The sequence below is a fragment of the Streptomyces massasporeus genome (assembly GCF_014648995.1).
GTDB lineage: Bacteria > Actinomycetota > Actinomycetes > Streptomycetales > Streptomycetaceae > Streptomyces > Streptomyces massasporeus.
This window is the reverse complement of the sequence record NZ_BMSE01000022.1, coordinates 111402-137776: the sequence shown is the minus strand read 5'-3', so window position 1 is coordinate 137776 and position 26375 is coordinate 111402. Positions and strand designations below refer to the sequence as shown.

General features: G+C 71.1%; 21 protein-coding genes and 2 pseudogenes. 10 read left to right on the top strand and 13 right to left on the bottom strand.

What is annotated here, in order from left to right; genetic code table 11:
* Positions 1-21: 21 nt before the first annotated feature.
* From IE153_RS34795 to IE153_RS34775, 5 genes are all read right to left on the bottom strand, one after another.
* Positions 22-1440, bottom strand: a complete 1419-nt coding sequence (locus tag IE153_RS34795) for a hypothetical protein (protein WP_189593697.1) — start codon at positions 1438-1440, stop codon at positions 22-24.
* Complete coding sequence (gene pelF, locus IE153_RS34790) at positions 1437-2954, bottom strand: GT4 family glycosyltransferase PelF (RefSeq protein ID WP_189593696.1); 1518 nt, start codon at positions 2952-2954, stop codon at positions 1437-1439. The genes IE153_RS34795 and pelF overlap by 4 nt, the downstream gene beginning before the upstream one ends.
* Before the next feature lie 94 nt (positions 2955-3048).
* Positions 3049-5178 (bottom strand): hypothetical protein, encoded by a 2130-nt coding sequence (locus tag IE153_RS34785; protein WP_189593695.1) that lies wholly within the window; start codon positions 5176-5178, stop codon positions 3049-3051.
* Between the two features lie 397 nt (positions 5179-5575).
* Complete coding sequence (locus tag IE153_RS34780; protein WP_229829317.1) at positions 5576-6088, bottom strand: hypothetical protein; 513 nt, start codon at positions 6086-6088, stop codon at positions 5576-5578.
* Positions 6089-6414: 326 nt separating this feature from the next.
* Positions 6415-6903, bottom strand: coding sequence for a TetR/AcrR family transcriptional regulator (locus tag IE153_RS34775; RefSeq protein WP_189593713.1), 489 nt, complete (start codon positions 6901-6903; stop codon positions 6415-6417).
* Between the two features lie 264 nt (positions 6904-7167).
* Here IE153_RS34775 and msrA point away from each other — a divergent pair, with 264 nt between their 5' ends.
* The 3 genes from msrA (at position 7168) to IE153_RS34760 (ending at position 9588) form a co-directional block, all read left to right on the top strand.
* Entirely contained in the window at positions 7168-7677 is a 510-nt protein-coding gene (gene msrA / locus IE153_RS34770) for a peptide-methionine (S)-S-oxide reductase MsrA (protein WP_189593693.1), read from the top strand.
* Between the two features lie 175 nt (positions 7678-7852).
* Positions 7853-9295: an aldehyde dehydrogenase gene (locus IE153_RS34765; protein WP_189593692.1), complete on the top strand. Its 1443-nt coding sequence runs from the start codon at positions 7853-7855 to the stop codon at positions 9293-9295.
* A 101-nt stretch (positions 9296-9396) separates the two neighbouring features.
* Complete coding sequence (locus IE153_RS34760; protein ID WP_189593691.1) at positions 9397-9588, top strand: hypothetical protein; 192 nt, start codon at positions 9397-9399, stop codon at positions 9586-9588.
* 69 nt (positions 9589-9657) lie between these two features.
* Here IE153_RS34760 and IE153_RS34755 read toward each other — a convergent pair whose 3' ends face one another.
* Together IE153_RS34755 and abc-f are read right to left on the bottom strand one after the other, a co-directional pair.
* Entirely contained in the window at positions 9658-11310 is a 1653-nt protein-coding gene (locus IE153_RS34755; protein WP_189593690.1) for an ABC-F family ATP-binding cassette domain-containing protein, read from the bottom strand.
* Between the two features lie 80 nt (positions 11311-11390).
* Positions 11391-13026: pseudogene (abc-f, locus tag IE153_RS34750) on the bottom strand (ribosomal protection-like ABC-F family protein).
* A gap of 475 nt (positions 13027-13501) precedes the next feature.
* Here abc-f and rph point away from each other — a divergent pair.
* Together rph and IE153_RS34740 are read left to right on the top strand one after the other, a co-directional pair.
* Positions 13502-16099, top strand: a complete 2598-nt coding sequence (gene rph / locus IE153_RS34745; protein WP_189593689.1) for a rifamycin-inactivating phosphotransferase — start codon at positions 13502-13504, stop codon at positions 16097-16099.
* A gap of 154 nt (positions 16100-16253) precedes the next feature.
* Positions 16254-17489 carry a GNAT family N-acetyltransferase gene (locus IE153_RS34740; RefSeq protein ID WP_189593688.1) on the top strand — a complete coding sequence of 412 codons (1236 nt, stop codon included), beginning with the start codon at positions 16254-16256 and terminating at the stop codon, positions 17487-17489.
* Between the two features lie 50 nt (positions 17490-17539).
* On the opposite strand, the pseudogene IE153_RS34735 reads toward IE153_RS34740, so the two are convergent.
* Positions 17540-17989: pseudogene (locus tag IE153_RS34735) on the bottom strand (NAD(P)H-dependent oxidoreductase); the annotation flags it as partial.
* 217 nt (positions 17990-18206) lie between these two features.
* A complete protein-coding gene (locus IE153_RS34730; protein ID WP_229829316.1) occupies positions 18207-18572 on the bottom strand; it encodes an STAS domain-containing protein in 366 nt (121 codons plus the stop codon).
* Between the two features lie 220 nt (positions 18573-18792).
* On the opposite strand from IE153_RS34730, the gene IE153_RS34725 reads away from it, so the two are divergent.
* Positions 18793-19203, top strand: a complete 411-nt coding sequence (locus IE153_RS34725) for an ATP-binding protein (protein ID WP_189593686.1) — start codon at positions 18793-18795, stop codon at positions 19201-19203.
* Between the two features lie 51 nt (positions 19204-19254).
* On the opposite strand, the gene IE153_RS34720 is transcribed toward IE153_RS34725, so the two are convergent.
* Both IE153_RS34720 and IE153_RS34715 read right to left on the bottom strand, forming a co-directional pair.
* Complete coding sequence (locus tag IE153_RS34720; RefSeq protein WP_189593685.1) at positions 19255-19725, bottom strand: hypothetical protein; 471 nt, start codon at positions 19723-19725, stop codon at positions 19255-19257.
* Between the two features lie 44 nt (positions 19726-19769).
* Complete coding sequence (locus tag IE153_RS34715) at positions 19770-21269, bottom strand: MFS transporter (protein ID WP_189593684.1); 1500 nt, start codon at positions 21267-21269, stop codon at positions 19770-19772.
* A 241-nt stretch (positions 21270-21510) separates the two neighbouring features.
* Here IE153_RS34715 and IE153_RS34710 point away from each other — a divergent pair, with 241 nt between their 5' ends.
* The gene (locus IE153_RS34710; RefSeq protein WP_097214580.1) at positions 21511-22401 is read left to right on the top strand and encodes a helix-turn-helix domain-containing protein; all 891 of its coding nucleotides are present in this window, start codon (positions 21511-21513) and stop codon (positions 22399-22401) included.
* Here the strand turns inward: IE153_RS34710 and IE153_RS34705 are convergent.
* Positions 22388-22912: a P-loop nucleotide/nucleoside kinase family protein gene (locus IE153_RS34705; protein WP_189593683.1), complete on the bottom strand. Its 525-nt coding sequence runs from the start codon at positions 22910-22912 to the stop codon at positions 22388-22390. The genes IE153_RS34710 and IE153_RS34705 overlap by 14 nt on opposite strands.
* A 130-nt stretch (positions 22913-23042) precedes the next feature.
* Here IE153_RS34705 and IE153_RS34700 point away from each other — a divergent pair, with 130 nt between their 5' ends.
* The 3 genes from IE153_RS34700 to IE153_RS34690 all read left to right on the top strand — a co-directional run bounded on the left by IE153_RS34700 (position 23043) and on the right by IE153_RS34690 (position 25567).
* Complete coding sequence (locus IE153_RS34700) at positions 23043-23747, top strand: VanZ family protein (RefSeq protein ID WP_189593682.1); 705 nt, start codon at positions 23043-23045, stop codon at positions 23745-23747.
* Positions 23748-23814: 67 nt separating this feature from the next.
* Positions 23815-24495, top strand: coding sequence for a response regulator transcription factor (locus IE153_RS34695; RefSeq protein ID WP_189593681.1), 681 nt, complete (start codon positions 23815-23817; stop codon positions 24493-24495).
* Positions 24488-25567: a sensor histidine kinase gene (locus IE153_RS34690; protein ID WP_189593711.1), complete on the top strand. Its 1080-nt coding sequence runs from the start codon at positions 24488-24490 to the stop codon at positions 25565-25567. Before IE153_RS34695 ends, IE153_RS34690 begins: the two co-directional genes overlap by 8 nt.
* Positions 25568-25597: 30 nt before the next feature.
* On the opposite strand, the gene IE153_RS34685 is transcribed toward IE153_RS34690, so the two are convergent.
* Positions 25598-26326, bottom strand: coding sequence for a hypothetical protein (locus tag IE153_RS34685; protein WP_189593680.1), 729 nt, complete (start codon positions 26324-26326; stop codon positions 25598-25600).
* Positions 26327-26375: the final 49 nt, after the last annotated feature.

Genomic DNA, 26375 nt, shown 5'->3' with positions numbered 1-26375 from the left:
GAGCGGAGAGCGGGGCGGGGCTCAGGCGTGCGGTGCGGGCCGGCCGAGCAGCCACAGCGCGCAGGCCGCCAGACACAGGGCGGCGGCGCCGCAGGCGAGTGGCAGGGCCAGGGCGGCGCCCGGTGGCAGCCGGAACAGGACGACCGCTCCGGCCCCGGCGGCCGCCGCCAGGCAGATCCCGGCCGACGACCAGGCCGCCCCGAACGCCTGGAGCAGCAGTGCGGTCCACAGGACGGCGGCGAGCAGCAGCAGGGCGGCCGGGTCGGAGCCGGTGAGCAGGGCCGCGGGCAGCAGCGGTGCGAGATAGGCGAGCAGACAGAGGCCGAGGACGCCGGCCGAGCGCAGCAGGAACCCGGCGGGCGTGGCGGTGGCCCGCAGCGCGGCGACCGACAGTCCCCGGTAGCGGTACAGCAGCCATTCCGCCGGCCCCATGCTCAGCGTCAGCACGATCACCGCGTACGGCTCCTCCCGCCCCTCCAGCAGCACCAGCACCCCCGCGGCCAGCCCGAACAGGCCGTACGGCAGCGACCACAGCAGCCGCGGCCGGGTCGCGTCGGTGACGGCCGGGACCGCGAGGGCACCCCGCAGGACCCAGCCGGTGACGGTGAGCGTGGCGAGCAGCGCCAGCAGGGGCAGCCCGGCCCGGAGGGCGGGGCCGGGCTCCCACCAGGGCAGGACGGCGGCTCCCGCGAGCAGCGGGCTGAGCGCGGACAGCAGCAGCCGTTCCCGGCCCAGCACCAGCAGGACACCGGCGGCCGCCAGGTAAGCGGACTGCGCGGCCGCCACCAGGGTCACCGGTCCGCCCTCGGCGGGCAGCGCGGCGACCGCCGTGGCCGCCACCGCTCCCACGGGCGCGCCGAACAGGAGAGTACGGCCCGCCTCCCGGCGTCCGGTCGCCATCCGCAGGTGCGCGCGGTGGCCGAGCGCCTGCCCCCACGCCCAGGAGACGAGCCCGGCCACGATGAGGGCGGGGGCGTACCCGCCGGCGTTCCACAGCGGCGCGGTCAGCAGGTAGGCGAGCCCCGGCAGGGCGAACAGCACGCCCCGCAGCAGACAGCGCAGGGTGTCGGGACGCCAGGGGTCGGCCGCCGGGGCGGGCTCGGGGAAGGTGCGCGGCACCCGCTCGTAGAGGGCGGAGGCCAGGGAGAACAGGTTCGGGTGGCCGTACCGCTCGTTGATCAGCGAAGCGGACAGTCCCTCCGCCTCCAGCAGCGCCGCCACCTCGTAGGGGTGGACGGCGGGGCCTATGCGGTCGGCGAGTTCGGCGGCGAGTTCGCTGACCGCCTCCTCGTCGGGGCCCTGTCGGGGCAGCCGGATGGCGAGCGTGGTGTCGTCCAGGGCCCAGCGCGGCCGACGGCGCGGAGGGCGGGGACCGGCCAGCCGGATGGCCAGCGTGTCCTGCTCCGTGCCCCCGGGTTCGAGGGACATCGGCCCGCTCACAGCGCGAGGCTTCCGGTGCCGTGGACGGCCGGCGCGGACACCCCGAACGGCGGCACGATCGTCAACTCCTGGCTCGGATGGGCCAGGTCCAGATAGACGGACCGAAACGTGTCAATGGTCTGCCGGAGGGTGAACTGCTCGATGACCCGCAGCCGGGCCGCCTCACCCATCGCCCTGCGCCGACCGGGATCGCCCAGCAGCTCCAGCGCGGCCGCGGCCATCGCCGCCGGATCGCGCGGGGGCACCACCAGCCCGGTGTCACCGACGGCCTCGCGGACACCGCCCACGTCGGTGGAGACGGTGGCCCGCCCGCAGGACATGGCCTCGATCAGGGTGAAGGGGAAGCCCTCGCTGATGCTGGAGAGCATCACGACGTTCCCGGCGGCGTAGGCGTCCTTGATGTCGTCGACGCGCCCTTCGAAGGTGACGGCGTCGGCGTGTCCGAGCTCGGCGGCCAGGGCCTCGCAGCGCTCCCGGTAGGCCTCTCCGCCCCGCGGTGTCCCGCCGAACAACCGCAGGCGCGCGTGCGGGAGCCGGTCGCGGACGAGGGCGAAGGCCCGGATGAGGGTCTCCAGGTCCTTGATGGGGTCGACGCGGCCGGCCCAGCTGAGGGTGGGGGAGTCCGGTTCGGGCCCGGCCGCCGGGAAGGCGGCGGGGTCGACGCCGTTGTAGACCGTGCGGATCGACTCGGGGTCGGCGCCGCCCTCCTCCTCCCACAGCCGGTTGTAGCGGTTGCCCGGTGTGATCAGGGCGGCCCGGCGGTAGCTCTCCTGCGCGAGCAGCCGGAAGAACCCGAGGACGACGGCCTTCACCGGCCAGCGGTAGGGCGCGGTGCGGTATCCGAGGTAGCGCTCGCGCAGATAGACCCCGTGCTCGGTCAACAGCAGGGGAACGCCGTGCTGTTCGAGGGCGGCGAGGCCCGGCAGGACGGCGACTCCGCCGCTCACCGCGTGCGCGACCCCGCTCTCGGGGGCCGGGGCGGCCAGTGGGCGCAGGGCGTGCTCCAGCAGGGCGGTCGCGGTGAGCGCGTCGTGCAGGGTCGGCCGCGCCTCGCGCACCGCGAGTCCGGGGCGGCTCCACAGCGCGGTGAGGATCGCGATCGCCCGGTCCGCGCGCAGGAAGGGGCTCAGCGTCCCGTCCGACGCGGCCCGCGCCAGCGCGTACAGGGCGGGCGCGAACCCGTCCTCGGCGCGCGGGTCGAGCAGCGCGGTCAGGAACCGCTCGTAGGCGGCGGCGAGTTGGTTGCGGGACCGGCCCCGGGGCGGGCGGCCCTCGGGCGGGGCGCCCCACATGGGGACGGACAGCACGCCGGCTACGTGCGCGGGCAGGTCCCAGACGACCGGCTCACGTCCGGTGCCGGTGACGGCGATGACGTCGAAGTCCAGGTCGGGCATGCCCTGGACGAGTTGGTCGCACCAGACGCTGACGCCTCCGTGGCTGTGCGGGTAGGTGCCTTCGGTGAGCAGGGTGACGCGCGTCGCTCCGGTACGTCGCGCGCCCTGGGGAACGGGCATCGATGTGCTCCACGGCCGAGGTGTGGGGTGGTTCGGGCCGGTCCTGACCGCCGCGGGGCGCCCAGGACCTTCAGGTCGTGCGCGGATGCGCCGTTCAGCCGTCTGTGCTGCGCCCCACCGGGTCGGTGACGCCCGCGGGGACACGGGTGTCCGGGGCAGGCTCGGTGGCCGGGGCGGTCTCGGTGGCGGCGTCGGCGGCCGGAGCCACGGCGGAGGCCGGCAGGGCGAGCGCGAGCGGCGCGCCCGTGGAGGGCGTCCAGCCGGACACCGACCCGGCGTAGGCCTCGCCGAACGCGGCACCGGCCAGCGTGGTGCCGGTGGGCAGGGTCGCGGTGACCGACAGTCCGTCCGGCGCGTCGACGGTCACCGTGCCGCCGATGCGGTAGGCGGTGATCTCTCCGGCTCCGATCGCGGCCTGCCACTTCGCTCGGCGCTCGAGTTCCGCGCCGATGTCGCGTATCCGCAGGTTCACCACGGGGGTGTCCTCGGAGAACAGTGCCTCGTAGCCGTTCAGGACGCCGTCGAGCACGGGGTAGGCGATGCGGTCCTCGGCCAGGTTCGACTGGTGGATGAAGTGCGGCTTGGGGTCGTTGGCCAGGACGTGCCCGAGGGCGATCCGCGTCTCCAGAGGCACGATGTGGTCGGCGTAGCCCGTGGCGGTGTCCAGCGGCGCCGGCAGACACGTGGTGGTGGCCGGATTGTCGTCGCAGATACCGCTGCCTCCCTGAGCGCGGCTGGTGTAGATCCAGTTGTACTCGTCGACCTGCTCGGCGGCCCGGCCGGCGTTGTAGAAGACGTTCATCGGGTAGCGGGGCACGGTCGTGGACGGACCGACCCTGCGCTGGCCGGGCTCACGGGAGTTGTCGGAGCCGAGCCAGGCGATGTCGTTGTCGTCGAGGGCGAGCGCCAGGTTGGGGTTGTCCTGGGGCTGCTGCGGAAGCACCTTCATGCCCGAGTGCTCGCCGGTGACCAACTCGCTGTTCACCAGGGGCAGTCCGGCGCTCTCGCCCCAGACCCGGTTGGTGGCGATCTCGTCGGAGATGTCGTTGCGGCTCATCCACCGGGTGCTGCCGTCGGGGTTGGTCGCGCACTTCCAGGGCACCACGGACGTGTCCTGCACACAGCCGAGGAACGGGTGCGAGTAGGTGTGGTTGATCCACCGGAACTCGCCCCGCCGTGCGATCAGCCGGTCGGCGAGCGGGTCGGCGCCGTTGTTGTCCTCGCGGTGGTCGACGCTGCCCGCGCCGTTGTAGGCGAAGTCGAAGGTGAACTTCTTGCTGTTCTGCCAGTCGACGGCATGGTCGACGTCGGAGGGGGTCATCCGGATGGGGTCGGGCGTCGCGGTGGGGTCCGTGCAGTCGACGTCGCCGGGGGTGCAGTTGAGCCGGCTGTTCCACCGGTCGTCCGCCGCGAACACGTCGTCCACGTGGACGGCGAAGTAGTTCCGCGAGGCGCCCAGGTGCACACCGCCGGTCATCCACTCCACGATGCCGCGGGCCAGGAGCCGGAACTGCTGCTGGTACTGGTTGTAGACGAAGGTGACGACCAGCTCGCGCCGACCGTCGTGCCGGTACTCGCCCACCAGCGTGCCCTTGGCCGACTGACCGGGGATCGCCGCTTCGACGTACGGGGTGAAGTCGGCTCCGGCGACGGGCTTCGACAGGTAGGCGTAACTCTCGCCGATCGCCGGGTCGTTGTCCTCGAAGGGCACCGCCCCGTCGAGATAGCCGAAGGGGCCCGACTTGCCGGCGGCGGTCACCTCCGCCCGCTTGCCGTCGATGCTGCCGGAGTAGCCGCCGTGGACCGGGTACTGCAGACCGGCTTCGGGACGCGCGTAGGTGTAGGCGTCGACCTGGGGCACGTCGTACGTCTGCTCGTACGCCGCCAGGGCCGCCATCTCGGACGAGCCGGCCGGGAACGGGTTGTCGTTGGGCAGCACGACGGCCTGGAACTTGGCGCGTGGCCTGCCGTCCACGGTGTCCGCGAGGAAGTCGGCGTCGATCACGGTCCGGCCGGACTGCGTGAGGTCGATCCGGGTGTACGGCGTACCCGCCGCGGCCAGTTCGGCGGCTATGGCGTCGGTCGACGGGCCGCCGTCGCTCACCACCAGCACTCGCAGATCGATGCGGGGCGTGGTGTCGGCGTGTGCCGCGCCGGCCGGCAGGCCCAGTGCGGCGATGAGCGCGCCCACCGTGAGCACGGTGGTGCGTGTGGTCCGCTTCATGCGGTGAGGTCCCCTCCCCGGGCAGGGGTGAGTACTGCTCCGCGGAGCGGACGCACCCCCTTGCGTGCCGCCGGCGTCCCCCTCAGAAGCCAGTTCGTCACGCATCCGTTCGCGTCACATAGTGATGTCTGTGTGGAGATTTCGCGGTCATGTTGCGGAACATGACGGAAAAGCGCAGGTGTCGAACGGGGTGCTTCCGAAAGCGAAATGAGCCGTTCCCGGTCGCGGCCCGACGTCGGAGCAGGTGGGCGCGGCGGCCCGGGATGCTGGTCCGAGGCCTGAGCGGCGCACCGGCGGGCCCGTGGGGCCCGCCGGTCGGAGTGCCAGTGGTCCAGACCGGGGCGGCTGCCCGGGCATGGAGGTTTTCAGGTCACCGCCGTCGGCTCCGGAGGGAGTGTCAGGAGCAGAGCACTCGCGTCACGGGCGTGTACACCGGGCCTCCGCTGACGTTCGTGGAGTCGCTGAACTCGGCGTAGAAGTACGAGTAGAAGCCGACGTTGCCGTTGCAGCCGGAGTCGGCCGCGACGTCCAGCGTCAGGGTGACCGTACGGCTCTGACCGGGCGGGATGGTGGCGCCGTAGTTGCCGCCGAGGTTGGCCGGGCCGGTGCCGGTGCACGGGGCGGGGCCGTTGGCGGTGGTGAGACTGCACCCGGAGAAGCTGTACTTGAGGTCGGGGCGCTGGGTGGTCAGCCAGGTCGGCTCGATCGTCTGGTACACGAACCAGACATCGTAGGTGTTGTTGTTCTTGATGGTCATCGACAGCTTGACCGAGCCGCCGGGCGTGGTGGTCGCGCTGTCGGTGGCGAAGGTCAGCTCCGCCGGCGCCGGGTCCGCCGCACTCGCGCTGGGGGTCAGGCCGAACACGGCGAGGGCGAGGGCGAGGACGGCGCCGAGGCCGAAACGTCTCATCAGGGGTGATCGCATGGCCTGGGAGGCTAGGCAGGGGCCGGGCGGAGCGTCTGCCCCCCGGTGCGGATGCTTCTCGCCATGCGGCTGGAAGTGCTCATGGCGTGTTCGAGGTGTGCCGAAAATGTGGAGGCGCGGCGGAGTCGGTGTTCGCCCAGGCAGTCGGCGCCATCCGGGGCGACCGAGCCGGCGGAACGCTGCCGACCGTTTTCGCGGTGCGGGAAGATGACATTGGCGCGTATCGGTCCCGGCGGCCCTGTTCCTTGCTCGCGATCACCCTGGGATTCTCGGCCATCCGCCGCGATCCGGCCTACGTGTCACCCGCCGCGTCAGGGCGCTCCGAGGCCGCGCAGCAGCGTGTCGACCACGACGTCCGCCGCCTGCGCGGGGCTCAGCCCGGGCATCTGCCGGGACGCGAGATGCATGAGCTGAGGCAGGAGCGCGCTCGCCCATCCCTGAGGCAGGTCGGAGCGCAGAAGTCCCTCCTGCGTGGCGCGTTCGAGGAAGACGTCGACCTCGCGCACGGAAGCGTCCCGGCGGGCGCGGACGCCGTCGTCGGCGAGCATGCGGGCGAGGTCGACGGGCCAGGTGCGGTTGACGGCGATGATGTTCTCGACGTAGCGGTGCAGGGCGACGGCGACGGGGGCCTCGCGCAGCCGGGCGTCCTCGATGGCGTCCTCGATGGCCGAGAGGCGGGAGGCGTAGATCGCGGCGAGGAGATCCTCGCGGGAGGCGAACCGCCGGTAGACGGTACGTCGGTCCACGCCCGCCTCGGTGGCGATGTTCGCGATGCTCGCCCCGGGGTCGGCGGCGAGCATGCGCGCCCCCGTCGTCAGGACGGCTTCCAGGTTGCGTGCTGCGTCAGCTCTCACTCCGCCGAGTCTAGCCAGCTCATGTGGAATCTGTGGTGTCTAATGTCTCTGCGCTGTCGCTATCCAGGCGTTAAGTGCTACTGCGGCGTAGCAGGTACCGGTGGGCGCGAATGAGGGGTCCGTCACCAGCCGAGATGGTGACGGCGCCGGGGGAGTGTATGTGCGAGGCTGGTCCCGCAGGGACGGACAAGGCAAGAAAGGTGATGGGCCATGAGTGATGTCGAGGAGAGGGCGCTGCTGGCGGGTGGGTGCTTCTGGGGCATGCAGGAGCTGATCCGGTCGCTCCCCGGCGTGATCCGCACCCGGGTCGGCTACAGCGGTGACAACGGCAAGCCGCACCCCACCTACCGTGACCACGGACGGCACGCGGAGTCGATCGAGATCGTGTTCGATCCGACCGCGACCGACTATCGCGCGATCCTGGAGTATTTCTTCCAGATCCACGACCCGACCACGAGCAACCGGCAGGGCAACGACATCGGCCTGAGCTACCGCTCTGCCATCTTCTACCTCGACGACGAGCAGCGTCGCGTCGCGCAGGACACCATCGCCGACGTCGAGGCGTCCGGTCTGTGGCCGGGGCCGGTGGTGACCGAGGTGGTGCCGGCGGGCCCGTTCTGGGACGCCGAGCCGGAGCACCAGGACTACCTCCAGCGCTATCCGGAGGGTTACACCTGCCACTTCCCGCGCCCGAACTGGCGGTTGCCCAGGCGCGGCTAGTCCTGAACGCCGACGTGGCCGGGGAGGGTGTCACCCTCCCCGGCCACTTGCCGTTTCAGCTGCCTTCCGTGCCGCCGATCGCACATTCATGTGGCGCTGTAGACATTAAGTGCTACATTGATGTGGCAGATGGATGGTCGCAATGCTCGACCTGTGCCCGGAGGAGAGACAGCGCATGATCACCTACGACCGGCTTTTCATCGGAGGGTCCTGGGTGTCGCCCAGCGACCCGGAGCTCCTCGACATCACCTCGCCGCACGATCGGTCGGTGATCGGGCGCGCGGCCCAGGCACGGCCGGCCGACGTGGACCGAGCAGTCGCGGCGGCGCGGGCCTCGTTCGAGGCGGGGGTGTGGCGTACGACCCCGCCGGGGGAGCGGATCGCCGTCCTGCGGCGGTTCAACGCGCTGCGCGAGGAGAACGCCGAGAGGGTCGCGCACCTGATCTCCCAGGAGAACGGGTCGGCGAGATGGTTCACCCGGGCCGGTCAGCCGGGCCTGACCCGGCAGGCCGACGCCTATCTGAAGGCGGCGGAGGAGTTCGGCTGGGAGGAGACCCTGGTGTCCTCCGCCCCGGCGTCCCCGGTGCGCAGTGTGGTGCGCCGCGAGGCGGTCGGCGTCGTGGCCGGGGTGATTCCGTGGAACTCGCCGTTCTCCTCGGCCACCGCGAAGATCATCCCGGCCCTGCTCGCGGGCAACTCCGTGGTCCTCAAGGTGTCCCCGGAGAACTCGCTGAGCATGGGCTTCCTCGCCGAACTGCTGGAGAAGGCGGGCCTGCCCGAGGGCGTGATCAGCGTCCTGCCCGCGGACCGGGAGACCAGTGAGTACCTCGTGTCCCACCGGGAGGTCGACAAGATCGCCTTCACCGGCTCGACGCGGGCCGGCCGCCGCATCGCCTCGATCGCGGGGGAGCAGCTCAAGCGCGTCAGCCTGGAGCTGGGCGGAAAGTCCGCCGCCATCATCCTGCCGGACGCCGACATCGAGAAGGCGGTCGCGGGCCTGAAGTTCGGCTCCCTGCTCAACAACGGCGAGTCCTGCATCGCCCAGACCCGCATCCTCGTCCCGCGCAGCCGGTACGAGGAGGTCGTGACCGCGGTGAAGGAACTGGTCGAGTCGCTGAAGGTGGGCGATCCGGCCGACCCCGACACCTTCATCGGCCCGATGATCCGCCCCGACCAGCAGGAGCGGGTGCGCACCTACATTCGGCTCGGCATCGAGGAGGGCGCCCGTCTGGCCACCGGCGGTCCGCAGATCCCCGAGGGGCTGGAGAAGGGCAACTACGTCACCCCCACGGTCTTCGCCGACGTCGACAACTCCATGCGCATCGCACAGGAGGAGATCTTCGGCCCGGTCCTGGTCGTCATCGCCTACGACGACGAGGACGACGCCGTCCGCATCGCCAACGACTCCGAGTACGGGCTTTCCGGGGGCGTCTGGTCCGCCGACGAGGCCCACGCCCTGGCGGTCGCCCGCCGTGTCCGCACCGGCACCGTCACGGTCAACGGCGCTTCGGTCGCCTTCGACGGCCCGTTCGGCGGCTTCAAGGCGAGCGGCATCGGCCGGGAGTACGGCGCGGTGGGCCTCGGCGCCTACACCGAGTACAAGACCATCACCGTCTGATGCGCTGACGGAAAGTCGTCACCGGTTTGACAGGTGACGCATGAAGGGGAAAGCTGGTGCCGTCCAAGGGGCAACAGCTGATTCCGAACGGGAGACCGGTCATGGGCATGGAACTGTCGACGGACACCGCCGCGGCGGCACGGCACGCACGGTTCGGCAAGCTTCCCGAGCGCATCCGCCTCAAGGACACGGTCGAGGGGGCCAAGGCCACACCGAGCGGCGGAGCGAACGCGTACGACCCCGAAGGCTCGTGGAAGTTCTACTCGTGCCTCGCGCTCGACCTGGGTCTGTAGGAACAGGTCACCTGGGCCTGTAGGGATCCGTCACGTGGGCCTGTAGGAGCAGGTCTTGGTTGCCCGGGATCAGTGCCGGACATCCTCCTGCCGCCCACTTTCCGGCCCCAGGCGCAGCTCCCGGCCCCGCCACCGGCGGCGCAGCCAGCGGTCGTGGCTGGCGACCACGATCGCGCCCGGGCCCGTGGTGCCCAGCGCCTCCTCCAGCTCATCGCACAGCCGCGGGGAGAGGTGGTTGGTGGGCTCGTCGAGCAACAGCAGGTGCGGCGGGCGGGCCACGAGCAGCGCCAGGGCCAGACGGCGGCGCTGCCCCACGGACAAGTGCCCGACGGGCTTGGCCAAGTCCGCCTCGTGCATCAGACCGAGCGAGCCGATCGGCACCTTCTCGGCCCGTTCCGGCCCCACCGCCCGCTCGTAGGTGTCCCGGACCGTGCGGTCGAGTCGCTCGAACCCGGTGTCCTGAGTGAGCAGCCCCACCGTCAGCCCGGCCCGCCTGTGCACCTCACCCTCGGCCGGAAGGCGCCCGGCGAGTACGGCGAGCAGCGTCGACTTGCCCGCCCCGTTGCCGCCCGTGACCAGGAGCCGGTCGCCCGCCGCCACCTCCAGGCCGTCCAGGGCGAGCCGGCCGGCCACCCGCACATCACGCAAGGACGCCAGGGGGCGCTCGCTCTCCTCCGCACGCGCGGCGAGTTCCCCGGCCGCGAAGCGCAGCGGCCGGGGCGGTTCGGCGGCTTGGGCGCGCTCCAGTTCCTCCAGCCGACGGGCTGCGTTGCGCACGCGGCGGGAGATCTGGCTCTGGACCCGGCCCGCCCGGTGCCCGTAGCCCATCTTCTCGTTGTCGCGCGGACCCCGGTCCGGGGCGACGCGGCGCGCGGTCACCCCCGCCGAGTGCCGCAGCTCCGCCAACTCCTCCTGTTCCTCGGCGTATCGCCGCTCCCAGCGCTGCCGTTCCGCGCGCTTCTCGCCCAGATAGGCGCTGTAGCCGCCGCCGTAGCGGACCGGGCCGTCCACCGCCGGGTCGAGGTCGATCAGGTCGGTGCAGGCGGCGTCGAGGAAGGCACGGTCGTGACTGGCGAGCACGACGGCCCTGGGAAGGTCGCGGAGTTGTTCCTCGAGGAAGGCGGCAGCGCTGTCGTCGAGGTGGTTGGTGGGCTCGTCCAGCAGCAGCGCCGGGGGCCGCCGCACCAGCAGTGCGGCCAGGGCCAGCCGGCCCCGCTGACCACCCGAGAGCGAGCCGAGCGTGCGGTCGTGCCCGAACGCGCCGAGACCCAGGCCGTCCAGCACCAGGGCGGCGCGGCGGTCGGCGTCCCAGGACTCGCGGTCCTGGGCTTGCTCCAGCCGCCTGCCGTAGGCGGCGAGGAGTTCCCGGTGACCCGGGTCGTCCTCCGGGAGCCGGGCGAGTTCCTCGCCGAGCCGTTCCAGCTCCGCGAGGTCCTCGCGGGCCTCACGCAGGGCTTCGTCCAGCACCGCGGCGATGGTCGCGCCGGCGTCGAAAGGCATCTCCTGATGGAGAAAACCGAGGCCGTCGGGGCGGGAGACGGTTCCCGCATCGGGTTCGTCCACGCCGCCGAGCACCCTCAGCAGAGTGGACTTGCCGACGCCATTCTCCCCGATGAGGCCGATCCGGTGGCCGGGGGAGGCGGTCAGACAGACGCCGTCGAGGACACGTCGGCCGCCCAGGGAGCGGACGAGGTCGTGGGCGAGCAGGGCATGCTGGGGCACAGTGATCCGTCCAGGATGTGATCGGTGGTCGGCCCGCCGGGCGCACGGCCGCGGACGCGGGCCACTGCACACGCGACGGCTCACACCTCGGGAACTCCCGTCTCGGTGAGCGTGCCGTCCGCCAGACTCAGCCGGCGGTTCACCCCGATCTCGGCGAGGAACCTCTCGTCATGGCTGATCACCATGAACGCGCCCTGGTAGGAGTTGAGCGCGCTCTCCAGCTGACCGGCGCCGGCCAGGTCGAGGTTGTTGGTCGGCTCGTCGAGCAGCAGCAGATGGGGAGCCGGTTCGGCACACAGGACGCAGGCCAGGGTGGCGCGCAGCCGTTCGCCGCCGGAGAGCACCCCGGCCGGCAGATGTGCGCGGGCACCCCGGAACAGGAAGCGGGCGAGCAGGTTCATCCGCTCGGCCTCGGCCCGCTCCGGAGCGAACGCGGCGAAGTTCTCCGCCACGGTGCGGTCCAGGTCCAGCAGGTCCAGACGCTGGGAGAGGTAGGCGATACGACCCTCGTTGCGCCTGATCTCACCGCTGTGCGGGGCGAGTTCACCGGTGATCAGGCGCATCAGAGTGGTCTTCCCGGCGCCGTTCGGTCCCGTTCAGCGCGATGCGCTCGGGCCCCCTGACGGTGAGATCGACACCGCCTTCCGCGAACACCTGCCGGCCGCCGAGGTGCACCTGCATCGCTTCGCCGAGGAAGAGGTTGCGGCCCGCGGGCACCTGGGTGTCGGGCAGGTCCAGGGTGAGGCGTTGCTCCTCGCGCAACGCGCGCCCGGCGTCGTCCAGACGGGACTTGGCCTCGCCGACCCGGGCCGAGTGCATCTGTCCGGCTCGGCCCGCGGACTCCTGCGCGCCCCGCTTCATGGTGCCGGCGAAGATCCGGGGCAGGCCGGCGCTCTTGAGGTTGCGGGCGGCGTTGCTCGCGCGCCGCTCGGCGCGTTCGCGGGCCTGCTGCATCTCGCGCTTCTCCCGCTTCAGCTCCTGTTCGGCGTTGCGGACGTTCTTCTCGGCCACCTCCTGCTCGGCGCGAACGGCCTCCTCGTACGCGGTGAAGTCACCGCCGTAGAAGCGGAGGTCGTCGCTGCCGAGCTCGGCGATGCGTTCCATCCGGTCGAGCAGCACGCGGTCGTGGCTGACCAGCAGCAGACAGCCGGTGAAGTCCGACAGCACGTCATGGAGCTGGTGCCGGGCCTCCAGGTCGAGGTTGTTGGTCGGCTCGTCCAGGAGCAGGACGTCGGGACGCTTGAGGAGCTGGGCCGCGAGACCGAGCTGGACGATCTGGCCGCCGCTCAGCGTGCTCAGGCTGCGGTCCAGGGCGAGGCCGGTCAGGCCGAGACGGTCGAGCTGGGCGCGCGTGCGCTCCTCGATGTCCCAGTCGTCGCCGATGGTGGTGAAGTGCTCCTCGCTGACGTCCCCGGACTCGACGGCGTCCAGGGCGCGGATCACGGCGTCGATGCCGAGCACCTCGGAGACGACCAGATCGCCGGTCAGGGGGAGGCTCTGCGGAAGGTAGCCCAGCGTCCCGTCGACCGACAACGAGCCGGTACGGGGCCGGAGTTCACCGGCGATCAACTTGAGCAGCGTGCTCTTGCCCGCTCCGTTCGGGGCGACCAGGCCCGTACGGCCGGTCGTGACGGTGAAGGACAGGTCGCTGAAGACAGGGGTGTCGTCGGGCCAGGAGAAGGACAGGTTCGAGCACACGACGGAGGCGTCGGACATGGAGATGACCTCGGGGTACTACGGACAGAGAGAGCTCTGCCCGGGGCAGACGTGGGAAGGAGGTACGACGAACCGGCCACCTCGGCGGCGCTTCCTCAGCGCGTCCGGCGGCCGTCAGATCCGGGTCTCACCCCGAGATGTCGTCGTCACCCACCACGTCTGTGACTCCTCGATACAAGGTCAACGTCACCGGCAGCGTAACAGCCGCCGCGTCGGAAAACCGCTCGGTTCCAGCGGCCCGGTCCAGTGGTCCCCGTCGAGCGCTCTGGTCCGGCGCTCCGGAAAGCGCAAAGGCAAGGAGTTCTCTCCTTGCCTCTCCTAACTTATAGCGCACCTGGGGGCTTGCGGCAAGGCCCCCGTCTCGGAGCAGAATCATCGGCCGAAGCCACAACCTGCGGAAACGGGGACACGAGGTGCGTGTGTCGGAGATTGAGACGTGCTCGACCGGCGGTGCGGCAGAACCGGAGGTATCGCGATGACCGAGCAGTACGTGCTGGATCTTCAAGAGGTGGACGAGACGCAGCTCGCGCTCGTCGGCGGCAAGGGCGCGCACCTGGGCGCGCTGTCGCGGATCGACGGCATCCGCGTGCCCGGCGGCTTCTGCGTGACGACACACGCCTTCCGGCAGATCATGGCGCAAGCGCCGTCGGTCGAGGAACTGCTGGATCGGCTGTCACGCCTGAACCCCGACGACCGGGAGGCGCTGCGCGCCCTCAGCGCGCAGATTCGCCGGACCATCGAAGGGATCACCATCCCGGGCGATCTCGCCGCGGCGATCACCGGCGCGCTCTCCCGGCTCGGCGAGCAGACCCCCTGCGCCGTCCGGTCCAGCGCGACGGCGGAGGACCTGCCGACGGCCTCCTTCGCCGGCCAGCAGGACACCTACCTGAACGTCGTGGGGCCCACGGAGATCCTCCGGCATGTCAGCCGGTGCTGGGCCTCGCAGTTCACCGAACGGGCCGTGACCTACCGTCAGCACAACGGCATCGACCACCGTACGGTCGACATGGCCGTGGTCGTGCAGCGGATGGTCTTCCCGCACGCGTCGGGCATCCTCTTCACGGCCGACCCCGTCACGGGCAACCGGAAGGTCGCCACCGTGGACGCCGGCTTCGGTCTCGGCGAGGCCCTGGTCTCCGGCCTGGTGAACCCGGACGTCTTCAAGGTGCGTCACGGCGAAGTCGTCGCGAAGACGATCGCCGCCAAACAGCGCGCCGTCCACGCCCTGCCGACCGGCGGAACGCAGGAGGTGGAGATCGACACACAGCGGCAGGAGCAGCCGGCGCTGACGGATGCGCAGGTCGTGCGGCTCGTCCGTCTCGGGCGGCGGATCGAGGAACACTTCGGCCGCCCCCAGGACATCGAATGGTGCCTGGTCGACGACGACTTCCAGATCGTGCAGAGCCGGCCCATCACGACCCTGTTCCCCATCCCCGAGGCCCCCGACCAGGGGAATCGCATCTACGTCTCCGTCGGTCATCAGCAGATGATGACCGACCCCATGAAACCCCTCGGGCTGTCCATGTGGAAGCTGACGGCCATGGCGCCGATGACCGAGGCCGGCGGGAGACTGTTCGTCGACGCCACGCGCGCCCTGTCCACATCCAAGGGCCGCGCCGGCCTCCTGGACCTCGTGGGAAGGGGCGATCCACTGACCCGGGACGCGCTGGAGACCGTCCTCGACCGCGACGACTTCCTCCCCCTGCTCCCGGACCCGGCTCCCGGCGGATCCCCGGCCGGCGGCGCGCCCGCCCCGATCGAGACCGATCCGGCCATCGTCAACGGGCTGGTCGAGCGCAGCCAGGCGTCCATCGCCACACTGCGGCGCGACATCGCCACGCAGACCGGACCCGCGCTGTTCGACTTCCTGACGGAGGCCTTCCAGGAGCACAAACGAGTCCTCAGCGATCCGCTCAGCCATCAGGCGATCATGGCGGGCATGGAGGCCACGTGGTGGCTCAACGACAAGCTGCACGAGTGGCTGGGGGAGAAGAACGCGGCTGACACGCTCACCCTGTCCGCCCCCGACAACGTCACGTCGGAGATGGGCCTGGCGCTCCTCGACGTCGCGGACGTGATCCGCCCCCATCCGGAGGTCGTGACGTTCCTGCAGAGCGTCGAGGACGACGACTTCCTGGACGAACTGCCGAAACACGAGGGCGGAGCCACAGCGCGTGACGCCATCGAGGGATACCTCGACCGCTACGGCATGCGCTGCGCCGGCGAGATCGACATCACGAGGCCCCGATGGCGCGAGAGCCCCGGCACACTCGTGCCGGCGATCCTCGACAACGTCAGGAACTTCGAACCCGGCGCAGCCCAGCGGCGCTTCGAGCAAGGCCGGCAGGAGGCGTGGAAGAAGGAACAGGATGTGCTGACCCGCCTGCGGGACCTGCCCGACGGGGAGAGCAAAGCCGACGAGACACAGCGGATGATCGAGCGGGTCCGCACCTTCATCGGCTACCGGGAGTACCCGAAGTACGACATCGTCAGCCGCTACTTCGTCTACAAGCAGGCCCTGCTGGCGGAGGCCGAACGCCTCGTGCAGGCCAAGGTGCTCCCGGAGAAGGAGGACATCTTCTACCTCACGTTCCAGGAGCTGCACGAGGCCGTACGCTCGCACCGGGTGGACGACGGGCTCGTCCGGCAGCGCAAGGAAACGTTCCAGACGTACCACGCGCTCACCCCGTCCCGGGTGCTCACCTCGGAGGGCGAGACCGTCAACGGGGCGTACCGGCGCGACGACGTGCCGGACGGCGCCCTGATCGGCCTACCGGTGTCCGGCGGGACCGTCGAGGGGCGGGCCCGCGTCATCCTCGACATGGGGCAGGCCGATCTCGAGCCCGGCGACATCCTGGTCACGGCCTTCACGGACCCCAGTTGGTCACCCCTCTTCGTCGGCATCGCGGGCCTCGTGACGGAGGTGGGCGGCCTGATGACCCATGGCGCGGTGATCGCACGCGAGTACGGCTTGCCGGCCGTCGTGGGCGTCGACCGGGCCACCCGGCTGATCCGGGACGGCCAGCGGATCCGTGTGCACGGCAGCGACGGGTACGTCGAGATCCTGTCCTGACCGGACCGTGCTCGACGGGCCGCGAGGGACGGGCCGTGGGGGACGGGCCGTGGGGCGATTGTTAATTCGCTTGCCTCCGCCGTGGGTTGAGGCTGCACTCTGCTACCGGCACCACCATTCGTGGTGCCGGTGTCCCGAGGAGGCAGCGGCAGCGATGGAGATACGCCCCACGACCGACGAGGACCTCGAAGTCTTCGTCGACACCGTCCACGCCGCGTTCGGGCGTTTCCCGGAAACCCCGGTCGAGGGTGGCGGGCATTGGTGGTCGGCGCTCGAAATGGACCGCTGCCTGCTCGCCCTGACGGCGGACGGTCGGCCCGTCGGCACCGCCGGCGCGCACTCCTTCGAACTCACCCTGCCCGGCGAAACCATCGTCCCGGCACCCGGGGTGACCGCCGTCGGCGTCCTGCCCTCGCACCGGCGCCAGGGTGTGCTCAGCGCGATGATGCGGCATCAGCTCGGTGAGTTGCGGACCCGCGGGGAGTTCCTCTCGGTGCTGCTGGCCTCCGAGGCCACGATCTACGGCAGGTTCGGCTACGGACCGGCGACCTACACACAGGAGCTGACGGTTCCGCGTCACCGGGCCGCCCTCGCTCCACCCCGGGCGTCCGCAACGGCCGGCGCACCGGTGACCGGTGCTGACAACGGCTCGGTCGAGGTGCTGCGTAGCGCCGGGTGCGGCGAGATCCTGGAAGAGGTCTACGACCGGTACCGCCGCGCCCAGCCCGGAGCGCTGTCCCGCCCGCACCGCTGGTGGGACCTGCGCGCGGGGCAGCCCCCGATCTCTCCGGCGCCGCGCTACGTCGCCGTCCACCGTGACGCCGACGGCGTCCCGGACGGGTATGCCAGCTACTCGCTCGGCGAGCCCGAGACCACACTGACGGTCGACGAGACCATCGCAACCGACGCTGCCGTCTTCACGGCCCTGGCCCGGTTCGTGCTCAATCACGACCTGGTCTCGCGGGTCGTGTTCAAGCACGTCCCGCCCCAGCACCCGCTGCGCTGGCAGCTCGCGGACTTCCGTGCGGGCCAGGTGAGCGGCGACATGGACTGGCTCTGGGTGCGCCTGCTGGACGTCCCGCGTGCGCTGTCAGCGCGCGGCTGGTTCGCTGACGGCGAGCTCGTCCTCGACGTCGAGGACCCGTTCCTCGGCGAGCACGGCCGCCATCTGCTGACCGTCCGGGACGGCAAGGCCGACTGCGTCCCGACGGACCGGGAGCCGGACCTGTCCCTGGACGTCCGGGACCTGGGATCGGTCTACCTCGGCGGCACCACCCCGAGCACGCTCGTACGCGCCGGACACATCCGGGCCCACCGCCCGGACGCGGCCGCCCTCGCCGACGCCCTGTTCCGCAGCGACCGCGCCCCGCACTGCCTGCACTGGTTCTGAATCCCCCGGCCCCCGACTCTGTCCGGAGCGGGGGCCGAGGTCAGCCGGGGTCACAGACTAGGCAGCGGTACGCATGGACAGCTTCCTGCCGTGGGATTCGGCGGCCGCGAGGGAATCGGTGCGGCACGTCTCGAAGAGGGGTACGAGATCGGCATGGCCGGAACGGTCGGGGCCAGGGTCAGTTCGGGGACGATGAACGTGACGTCCGGGCCGAGGCCGGTACCGAGGGCCTGCCGCAGATAGCTCTGCACGTGGTCATTGCCGTGCTGAGGGGCCCCCTCCTGGTAGGAGCCACCCCGGCTGGTCACGACGATCGCCGGCTTCCCCGCGAGGGAGGGGTGTTCGGTCATCGAGGTGCGGCCCACGGCGAACACGTGGTCGATCCAGGCCTTGAACGTGGAAGGGATCGCGTAGTCGTACATCGGTGCGCCCAGCAGAATCACGTCCGCCGACTCGACTTCTTCGATCAGTTCGGCGCGGAGCGCGCAGGCCGCCCGCTCCTCGGGGGACCGGTCGGCCGGAGTGGTGTGGGCGGGGCCCGCGGATGGGGGAGCGGGTCGGCGTCGAGATCACGGTAGATCACCGCCGGGCTCTCGCGACGGCGCTGATCGACTTCTGGCGGAGTGTCGTGGAGCGCGGCGGTCGGGCGGAACCCGTCTGATGCGCGTCAGAACGAGGCATGGGGAGCCTGGCGAGGTACCGGGCTGCCCGTACGCATCAGGTGATCAGGGCCTGCTCCGTGGTGGGGTGGCAGGGGATGAAGGTGTCGACGCCGACCAGTTGGAGAACACGCAGGACGCTTTCCTGGGCTCCGGCGATGCGCACCCAGCCGTCTGCCCGGCTCACCTGCTGGTGGGCGGCGACGAAGATGTTGATGCCGCTGGAGTCCATGAACGTCACGCCGCTGAGATCCGCGACGATCCGCGGCGGTACCGCCCCGTCCTCGATCAGCAGGGCTTCGCTGAGCACGTGCCGGACGTCGTGGTCGATCTCGCCCCGCAGCGTCACGACACGGACGCCTCCGGTCATGTGGTGTTCGGCGTGGAGCCGGCTCGGCCGGTCCGCTTCCTCGAGCTGGGACACCGTCTCCTCGATTGTGCTTAGGCTTGCCCGGTCAGAATGTGCGCAGTCGATTGTGCCCCACAGCCCCGGCCGGATGCACCCGCGCGGCTGTGCCGAACAGCACCCTTTTGGCATGTAGGGCAGCGAAACGGGTACCGGCGCGCATGAACGGGGAGTGAGGGCGAGGCCAGTGAAACCTGATGCCGACGGTGACGGCTGTACTACGCCTGACGAGCATCTCATGCGCGTCGGGTATGCCTTGGACGGAGACGACAGCTGTATCGCGGACGCCCGCCGTCACGCCGCCGCTTTCCTCGACCGGGCGAGCGCCGAGCAGCACCTGCCCGTCTCCGCCCGAGCGAGGGACCTCACCGCGCTGGTGGTCAGCGAGCTCGTCACCAACACCCGCAAATACGCTCCGGGTCCCGTCCTGCTGGAACTGCGCATCACCGCCCGCGTCGTGGAAGTCACCGTCTGGGACAGCGACCCCACCATGCCCGCGGCCCGGGCCGCCGACCCCAACAGGATCGGGCAGCACGGCTTGGAGATCGTGAAGGCCGTGGCCGAGGACTTCGCGGTGCAGCGGGAGGCGGTGGGTAAGCGCATCACCGCCCGCATCCCCTTGGCCGACGGCCCCGGCCGCGATTTCTGACGCCTGCGATCTCTGACGGCTGCGATGTCTGACGGCCGAGATCAGGGCGCGTCAGGAGACCCACGCTTCGCTGTGCCGATGCCGGTCCAACCCCACGGCAGAGAACTCGTCCTCGGCTGCGCCTGTCACCACCCCCAATCGCCGTAGCGCTTGCGAGACAGGACTGCCCGCGGGCGGAAAGGGCTCACCCTCGTCCACGTGGAGCGGCGCGAGCGCGAGGGTGCCCGCGTCCCATACGGCAGCCCGCTGCTCGCCGATGCCACCGAAGTACTCGGCCTCCACGTACGCCACCGGCCCCCCGGCCGACCAGCCGGCGAGCACCTTCTCGAAGCCTTCGGGGAACCGCTGGAATCCCCACGCACCGTCACCGCTGCCCTCCGCGACGGCCTCGAGGAGCGCGTCTGTCATCGGCATCAACGACAGGCCCTGTCCGATCGACGCGAGCCGGGCGGCGGACACATCCCGTGTGGCGACACGCAGCATCTCCTCGTCGGCGATCACTGCCTGCAGGTTGTAACTCATCCTCACAGCCTCCTGGTCGAAGACCTCATCCTGTCGCACACATGTCAGCCGCGGGGCAGGAGGAGACGGGCCAGGACGGCGGTGGCGAGGAGGAGGGCCGCCACCATGACGAGGCCGAGGCGCATGCCCGGGAGGGAGAAGACCCCGGCGGGGCCGGCGAGCAGGCTGCCGAAGACCGCGACGGCGAGCGCACCACCGGTCTGACGAAGGGAGTTGAGGAGGCCGGAGGCGGTTCCCGCACGCTCGTGCGGAACGCTGTCCATCAGCAGCGCGGTCAGCGCCGGTACCGCGAGTGCCCCGCCGACACTCAGCGGGAGCAGCAGGACGAGCACGAGCCACACCGGGGTGTGCGCGGCCAGTGGCAGCATGGCGAGCATCGCTCCGGTGAAGATCAGCTGCCCGGCGACGATCACCGGGCGCCGCCCGACCCGCTCGGCAAGTCGCGGCGACACCAGATTGGTCGCCGTCACCACCGCAGACAGGGGAACGAACATCAACCCCGCCTCGATCGCCGACATGCCGCGCAACTGCTGGTAGTACAGCCCGAGCAGGAAGATCCCGCCGTAGAAGGCGGCGTTGACGGCGAAACCGACCGCGAGTGAGGCGGCCACCCGGCGGTCCCTCAGCAGAGCCGGCGGGACCATCGGCTCACGGTGCCGGGCCTCCACCACGCGGAAGGCGCACCCGGAGACGAGGGCGAGCGCGGCGGCGCCCAGGACGGGCCCGCTGGTCCAGCCCATATGGCCGCCCTCGATCACGGCGAACGCCAGACCGGCCAGGGCCAGTACGGCGGTCAGCTGACCTCCGACGTCCAAAGCGGCAGGCCGGCGCGGGGAGCGCGGTACCCGGATCAACAGGGCCAGGATCACCGCCCCCACGGGGAGGTTGAGCAGGAAGACCGCCCGCCAGCCGGCCGAGTCGGTGAGCAGCCCACCGAGCACCGGCCCCGCGGCCATCGCCACCGAGCCGCCGACCGTCCACAGTGCGATGGCCCGGGCACGCGCCCGGGCGTCCCCGTAGGCCTGCCGGATCAGTGCCAGCGAGGCCGGCATCACGACCGCCGCGGCAGCGCCCTGTGCCACCCGCGCGGCGACCAGTACGCCGATGTCGGGCGCGAGCGCACAGGCGAGGGAAGCGACGGTGAACAGGGCGATGCCCCAGGCGTAGGCGCGGCGGGCGCCCGTGCGGTCGGAGAGGGCGCCCGCCGAGAGCATCAAGGCCGCGAACATCAGGGTGTATGCGTCAACCACCCACTGTAGACCGGACATTCCGCTGCTGAGGGAGTCTCGGATCGCGGGCAGCGCGATGTTCACGGCCGAGACGTCGACGGTGATCACCGTGAAGCCGAGGAGCGCTGCCACCAGCGCGACGCCGCTTCGCCGCGGCGTGCTGACGGTCTCGGCGGGCGGCACGCTTGGTCGGGCCCCGGCCGGCGTTCGTCGCTCCCGATCAGGCGTCCTTCGTCCCGGACCAGGCGTCGACGGCTTCGGTTCGTGACCGGGGGTGGAGGCGGTGGACGGAGGCGAGGCGGGCGTGGCCGACATGGTGAACTCCCGGGAACGGCAAGAACGGTCGTGGAAGAGGCGATCGGGCGGGCGGCCGCGCACCACCGGGCCGCGGTCCGGTGTCGTGCACCCCCTGGGCCCCGGCGGCCGGGCCGCCCGCTCCGGCATCAACTCTGCGCTCGCGCGCCGTCGTACGGCAGACCGCGCTCTGCCCCGGGTGCGGCGTTCCAGGCCCTGACACGGCCCCCCACACCGCTTGACCGCCTGAGACAATGACCGGATGACAGCAGCAGCGGATGCGAGGGGCACGGAGCTCGGGCGATACCTGAAGGCCCGCAGAGCGCAGGTACGCCCGGAGGATGTCGGTCTCCCGGCCGGAGCGGGCCTGCGCCGCACTCCCGGACTGCGCCGCGAGGAACTGGCCGCACTGGCCGGAGTGAGCGTCGACTACTACATCCGTCTGGAGCGCGGCCGGGAGACCAACCCTTCACCCGCCGTCGTGGACGCCCTCGGCCGCACCCTCAGACTGCGCGGCGACGGATACGAGCGCCTGCACGAACTCGCCGAACTGGCCTCCGGCCGCCCCACCGAGCTACCGGCCTGCTCGGACCACACCGTGCGCGACTCGGTGCTGCGGATGCTGGAGTCGGTGCGCCCCCTGCCCGCCTACGTGGTGAGCCGGTACAACCGCGTGCTGGCCGCGAACCCGCCCGGGCGACGGCTCATGCCCGGGCTCTGGGACTGGCCGGAGGACCAGCGCAACCTCACTCGCTACGTCTTCCTCCACCCGGTCGGCCGGACGCTCTACGAGCCGTGGGAGGAAACCGTCGCCCTGTCGGTCGCGCATCTGCGGGCGGTCGGCGGGGCCGACCCGGACAGCCCCGAACTGACGGCACTGGTCGGCGAACTGATGCTGAAGTCGACGCAGTTCGCACGCCTCTGGGAGCGGTACGACGTCTGCGAACGCGGTGGCGGGCAGAAGTCCTTCCGGCATCCCAAGGTCGGCCCGATGACCCTGACCTACGAGGTCATGCGGCTGGCCCGGACGGGCGGCCAGCGCATGGTGGTCTACCAGGCAGCACCCGGCACGCCGGACGAGACGGCCATGCTGCGCCTGGAGTCCACGGCCACCCGCGCCGAGCCGGGGTCCCCGGTGCTCAGCCGTTCTTGACGGACTCTGCGATCTGCAGGGCGGCCTGCGCGGGCGTGAGGTGTGTGGTGTCGATGACCTCGGCCTCGCCGTGCAGCCATGTGCGGGCAGCCTCGGCGTAGGGCTCGAGGTATTCGAGCCGGAACGAGGAGGGGCCCAGAACGGTGTCCCCCTCGATGCGCCGGCGGAGCGTGGCCTGGTCGGCATGGAGGACGAAGTGCCGTACCTCGATGGCATGCTCGGCGAGGCCCGCGCTGATCTCGCGCCAGTACTGCTCGACCAGGACGGTCATGGGCATCACCAGAGTGCCGCCGGTGTAGTCGAGCACGCGACGGGCCGTCTCGACCCCGAGTGGCCGCCAGGGCGGCCAGTGCTGGAAGTTGTTCGTCGAAGGCAGCCCCGGCTTGATGTCCATGAGTGTCTCGCCGACCTTCTCGGCGTCGAACACCCGCGAATCCGGAAGGAGTTGCTGCACGAGTGCACTGGTCGTCGTCTTGCCTGCACCATGTGTGCCGTTGAGCCATACGATCACAGGACCCCACGCTAGCGCCGTGCGGCCGCGATCGAAGCGTGTTGGTCATCTTCTGCCTCGTCGTGGGGTATCGCCGGCGTATCGAAAGCCGCATACGCCACCGCAACGGCCCTCCGCATGCCATGGAGGCATGACCCACAACGCATCCCCGCCGTCACCGACCCGCCGGACGCGCGGCATCATGCTTCTCGTCCTGGCGATCCTCGGCCTGGCGGGCGCCGTGTTCGTCGTGCGGCGGCCGCTCATGATGTCCGCTCCGGCGTGCATGGCGGGCCGGTGGCACGGCTGCTTCGACACGTTCAACGGTGTCGTGCTCCTCACCCTGGCCGCGCTGCCGTTGGCCGCGCTCGTGGCCTGGGCACTGGCGCGCGGCCGACGTGCCGCCGGTGTCATGCCGGCATGGCGGATCTCGCTGGCCGAGGTGGGCCTGGTCTACGGGACGGTGCCGTTCCTGTGGATGACCCTGATACCGGGCGGCGGGGCGGGCACCGTGCCCGCCCGGGTGAGCCTGGTACCGCTGCGGGACCTGGCCACGATGGGCCCGATCGGTATCGGCGGCAACCTGCTGATCTTTGCTGCGCTCGGCTTCTTCGCCCCGATGCGATTCGCGGCGTCGGCGTCCGTGCCGCGGGTCCTGGCCCTCGGGGCGGGCTGCTCGGTCCTGGTCGAAACCGCGCAGTACGTCCTGCGACTGGACCGGGTGTCCTCCGTGGACGACGTCCTGGTGAACGCCACGGGCGCCGTGCTGGCCGCGCTGGCGTCGCGCCGCTGGTGGCGTACCACCACGGAGGCACCGGGGGGCCGGCCTCACCCCGCGCCGGTACCGGCACGCTGAGTCGTGTGTCCGCCGTGACTCGTCTTTGCATACGTCGGCGGTATGCGGCGCTGCTTAGGCTTCGGACATGCGTGTACTGATCGTGGAGGACGAGCCCTACCTGGCCGAAGCCGTCCGGGACGGGCTGCGGCTGGAGGCGATCGCCGCCGACATCGCTGGCGACGGCGACGCCGCCCTGGAGATGCTCAGCGTCAACTCCTACGACCTCGCGGTCCTCGACCGCGACATTCCCGGCCCCTCCGGTGATGAGGTCGCCCGGCGCATCGTCGCCTCCGGCAGCGGCCTCCCGATCCTCATGCTCACCGCCGCCGACCGGATCGACGACAAGGCGTCCGGCTTCGAGCTCGGCGCCGACGACTACCTCACCAAGCCGTTCGAGCTGCGCGAGCTCGTCCTGCGGCTGCGCGCGCTGGACCGCAGGCGCGCGTACGTCCGACCCCCGGTCCGCGAGATCGCCGGCCTGCGCCTCGATCCCTTCCGCCGGGAGGTCTTCCGAGACGGACGCTACGTCGCGCTCACCCGCAAGCAGTTCGCCGTGCTCGAAGTCCTCGTCGCCGCCGAAGGCGGTGTCGTCAGCTCCGAAGAGCTGCTGGAGCGGGCCTGGGACGAGAACGCCGACCCCTTCACCAACGCCGTCCGCATCACCGTCTCCGCGTTGCGCAAACGACTCGGCGAACCGTGGATCATCGCCACGGCGCCGGGCGTCGGCTACCGCATCGACACCGGCAGTGCCCATGAACATGAATAGACGCCCGGGACTCAGCGCCCGCCTGAGACTCACCCTCAGCTATGCCGGACTCGTCCTCGTCACCGGCGCCGTCCTGCTGGCCGTGGTGTGGCTGTTCCTGCTGCGCTACGTACCCGACAACTCCCAGGGCCTGCTCGGCGTCTCCCCCAATCGGTTCCTCCTCTCGCGCATCTTCGGTCGCGCCGCGGCCGTGGCGATGGGCCTCCTGCTGGTGTTCGGCCTGGTCGGCGGATGGGTCCTCGCCGGCCGGATGCTCGCACCGCTCTCCCGGATCAGCGAGGCGGCACGGACGGCCGGCAGCGGGTCGCTGTCCCACCGGATCCATATGGAGGGCCGCCAGGACGAGTTCCGTGAACTCGCCGACACCTTCGACACCATGCTCGAACAACTCGAGTCGCATGTCGCCGAGCAGCGGCGGTTCGCCGCCAACGCCTCCCACGAACTGCGCACTCCGCTGGCCATCTCGCAGACGCTGCTCGATGTCGCGCGCAAGGACCCCACACGCGACCGCGACGAACTCCTCGAACGCCTGCAGGCCGTCAACGCGCGCGCGATCGACCTCACCGAGGCCCTCCTGCTGCTCAGCCGCAGCGACGGCGGGACCTTCGTCCGCGGGAGCGTCGACCTCTCCCTCGTCGCCGAAGAGGCCGCCGAAACGCTGCTTCCCCTCGCCGAACAGCGCCGGATCACGCTCGACGTCACCGGCGGGGCGGCCCCGACCAGTGGCTCCGGGGAGCTCCTGCTGCGGATGGTGACGAACCTCGTCCAGAACGCCGTCGTCCACAACGTCCCGGTCGGCGGCACCGTGACCGTCCACACAGAGGCGCGGAACGGCGAGAGCGTGTTGCGCGTGGAGAACACCGGTCCGGCGGTGTCACCGGAACTGGTGCCGACCCTCACCGAACCCTTTCAGCGCGGCACGGAACGCGTACGGACCGACGAGCACGCCGGCGCGGGGCTCGGCCTGGCCATCGTGCACAGCATCGTCCGTGCCCATGACGGGACCCTCGACCTCCTCGCCCGCCCCGCCGGCGGTCTCGCCGCCACGGTCCGGTTTCCCGGCACGTCGTAGCCGGCGGGGTTCGGGCATGCCCCCGCGTCGTCAGCTGTCGGAGTCCTCGGCTTGTGCCCCGGCCTCCGGCGCGGCCGCCGCCTGTGCGGCGGGCGCGGTGTAGAAGACCGACCTGCCCTGCTTCGAACGCTCGGCCTGACTCTTGGCCACGAGTCCCTCGAGCGTCACGCGTACGACCTTGGCCGCGATGTCACGGTGAGGGTGGGCCTGCCCGAGCGCCGTGGAGATCTCCGCAGCGGAGCGCGGTTCCTTCTGCTCCGCGAGGTGGCGGCGAATCAGCTCGACGAGAGTGGGCTCGCCGGACTTGGTGGCGCCCGCTGCCGCCTTCGTGGAAGCTGCCGCCTTGGTGGTACCCGCTGACTTGGCGGCGGCTGCCGCCGTCGTGGTACCCGCTGACTTGGCGCTGCCCGTCGTCTTGGCCGCGGACTTCCTGGCTGCCCGCTTGGCCGGCGCGGCGGTGGACTTGCGTGCCTTCTGCCGCCCGCCGGTCGCGGCGCCGTCCTTCTTCCGCCGCGGAGAGGGCACCACGGCACTCGCGGAGTCGGAGGCGGACTCGGTCGGCGGCGCGGTGATGCCGAGTGCCTGGTGCATGCTCACCAGCACGCCGTGGTCGCGCTGCAGAGCGGCAAGCTGCTCCTGCAGCGACGCGATCTCCGCACTGACACGTTCCTGCTCCTTGACGTTCGCGTCGAGGTCGCCGGTCACCTGGGCGATGTACTGGGATGCCAGTTCGGTGGCGGGAGTTGTCGTCTCGGACATGCTGCTTGCCTTTCCTCGGCGTTGGAGGCGTACTGCGGATGGTTGCCTG

Bases quoted from the DNA above. Each gene is read 5' to 3' on its own strand.
- IE153_RS34690 (WP_189593711.1), top strand. From the start codon at position 24,488: ATGAATAGACGCCCGGGACTCAGCGCCCGCCTGAGACTCACCCTCAGC.
- pelF (WP_189593696.1), bottom strand. From the start codon at position 2,954: ATGCCCGTTCCCCAGGGCGCGCGACGTACCGGAGCGACGCGCGTCACC.
- IE153_RS34720 (WP_189593685.1), bottom strand. From the start codon at position 19,725: ATGAGTTACAACCTGCAGGCAGTGATCGCCGACGAGGAGATGCTGCGT.
- IE153_RS34760 (WP_189593691.1), top strand. From the start codon at position 9,397: ATGGGCATGGAACTGTCGACGGACACCGCCGCGGCGGCACGGCACGCA.
- IE153_RS34780 (WP_229829317.1), bottom strand. From the start codon at position 6,088: ATGAGACGTTTCGGCCTCGGCGCCGTCCTCGCCCTCGCCCTCGCCGTG.
- IE153_RS34765 (WP_189593692.1), top strand. From the start codon at position 7,853: ATGATCACCTACGACCGGCTTTTCATCGGAGGGTCCTGGGTGTCGCCC.
- IE153_RS34685 (WP_189593680.1), bottom strand. From the start codon at position 26,326: ATGTCCGAGACGACAACTCCCGCCACCGAACTGGCATCCCAGTACATC.
- IE153_RS34695 (WP_189593681.1), top strand. From the start codon at position 23,815: ATGCGTGTACTGATCGTGGAGGACGAGCCCTACCTGGCCGAAGCCGTC.
- IE153_RS34715 (WP_189593684.1), bottom strand. From the start codon at position 21,269: ATGTCGGCCACGCCCGCCTCGCCTCCGTCCACCGCCTCCACCCCCGGT.
- IE153_RS34700 (WP_189593682.1), top strand. From the start codon at position 23,043: ATGACCCACAACGCATCCCCGCCGTCACCGACCCGCCGGACGCGCGGC.
- IE153_RS34725 (WP_189593686.1), top strand. From the start codon at position 18,793: ATGCGCGTCGGGTATGCCTTGGACGGAGACGACAGCTGTATCGCGGAC.
- IE153_RS34740 (WP_189593688.1), top strand. From the start codon at position 16,254: ATGGAGATACGCCCCACGACCGACGAGGACCTCGAAGTCTTCGTCGAC.
- rph (WP_189593689.1), top strand. From the start codon at position 13,502: ATGACCGAGCAGTACGTGCTGGATCTTCAAGAGGTGGACGAGACGCAG.
- IE153_RS34785 (WP_189593695.1), bottom strand. From the start codon at position 5,178: ATGAAGCGGACCACACGCACCACCGTGCTCACGGTGGGCGCGCTCATC.
- IE153_RS34710 (WP_097214580.1), top strand. From the start codon at position 21,511: ATGACAGCAGCAGCGGATGCGAGGGGCACGGAGCTCGGGCGATACCTG.
- msrA (WP_189593693.1), top strand. From the start codon at position 7,168: ATGAGTGATGTCGAGGAGAGGGCGCTGCTGGCGGGTGGGTGCTTCTGG.
- IE153_RS34775 (WP_189593713.1), bottom strand. From the start codon at position 6,903: ATGCTCGCCGCCGACCCCGGGGCGAGCATCGCGAACATCGCCACCGAG.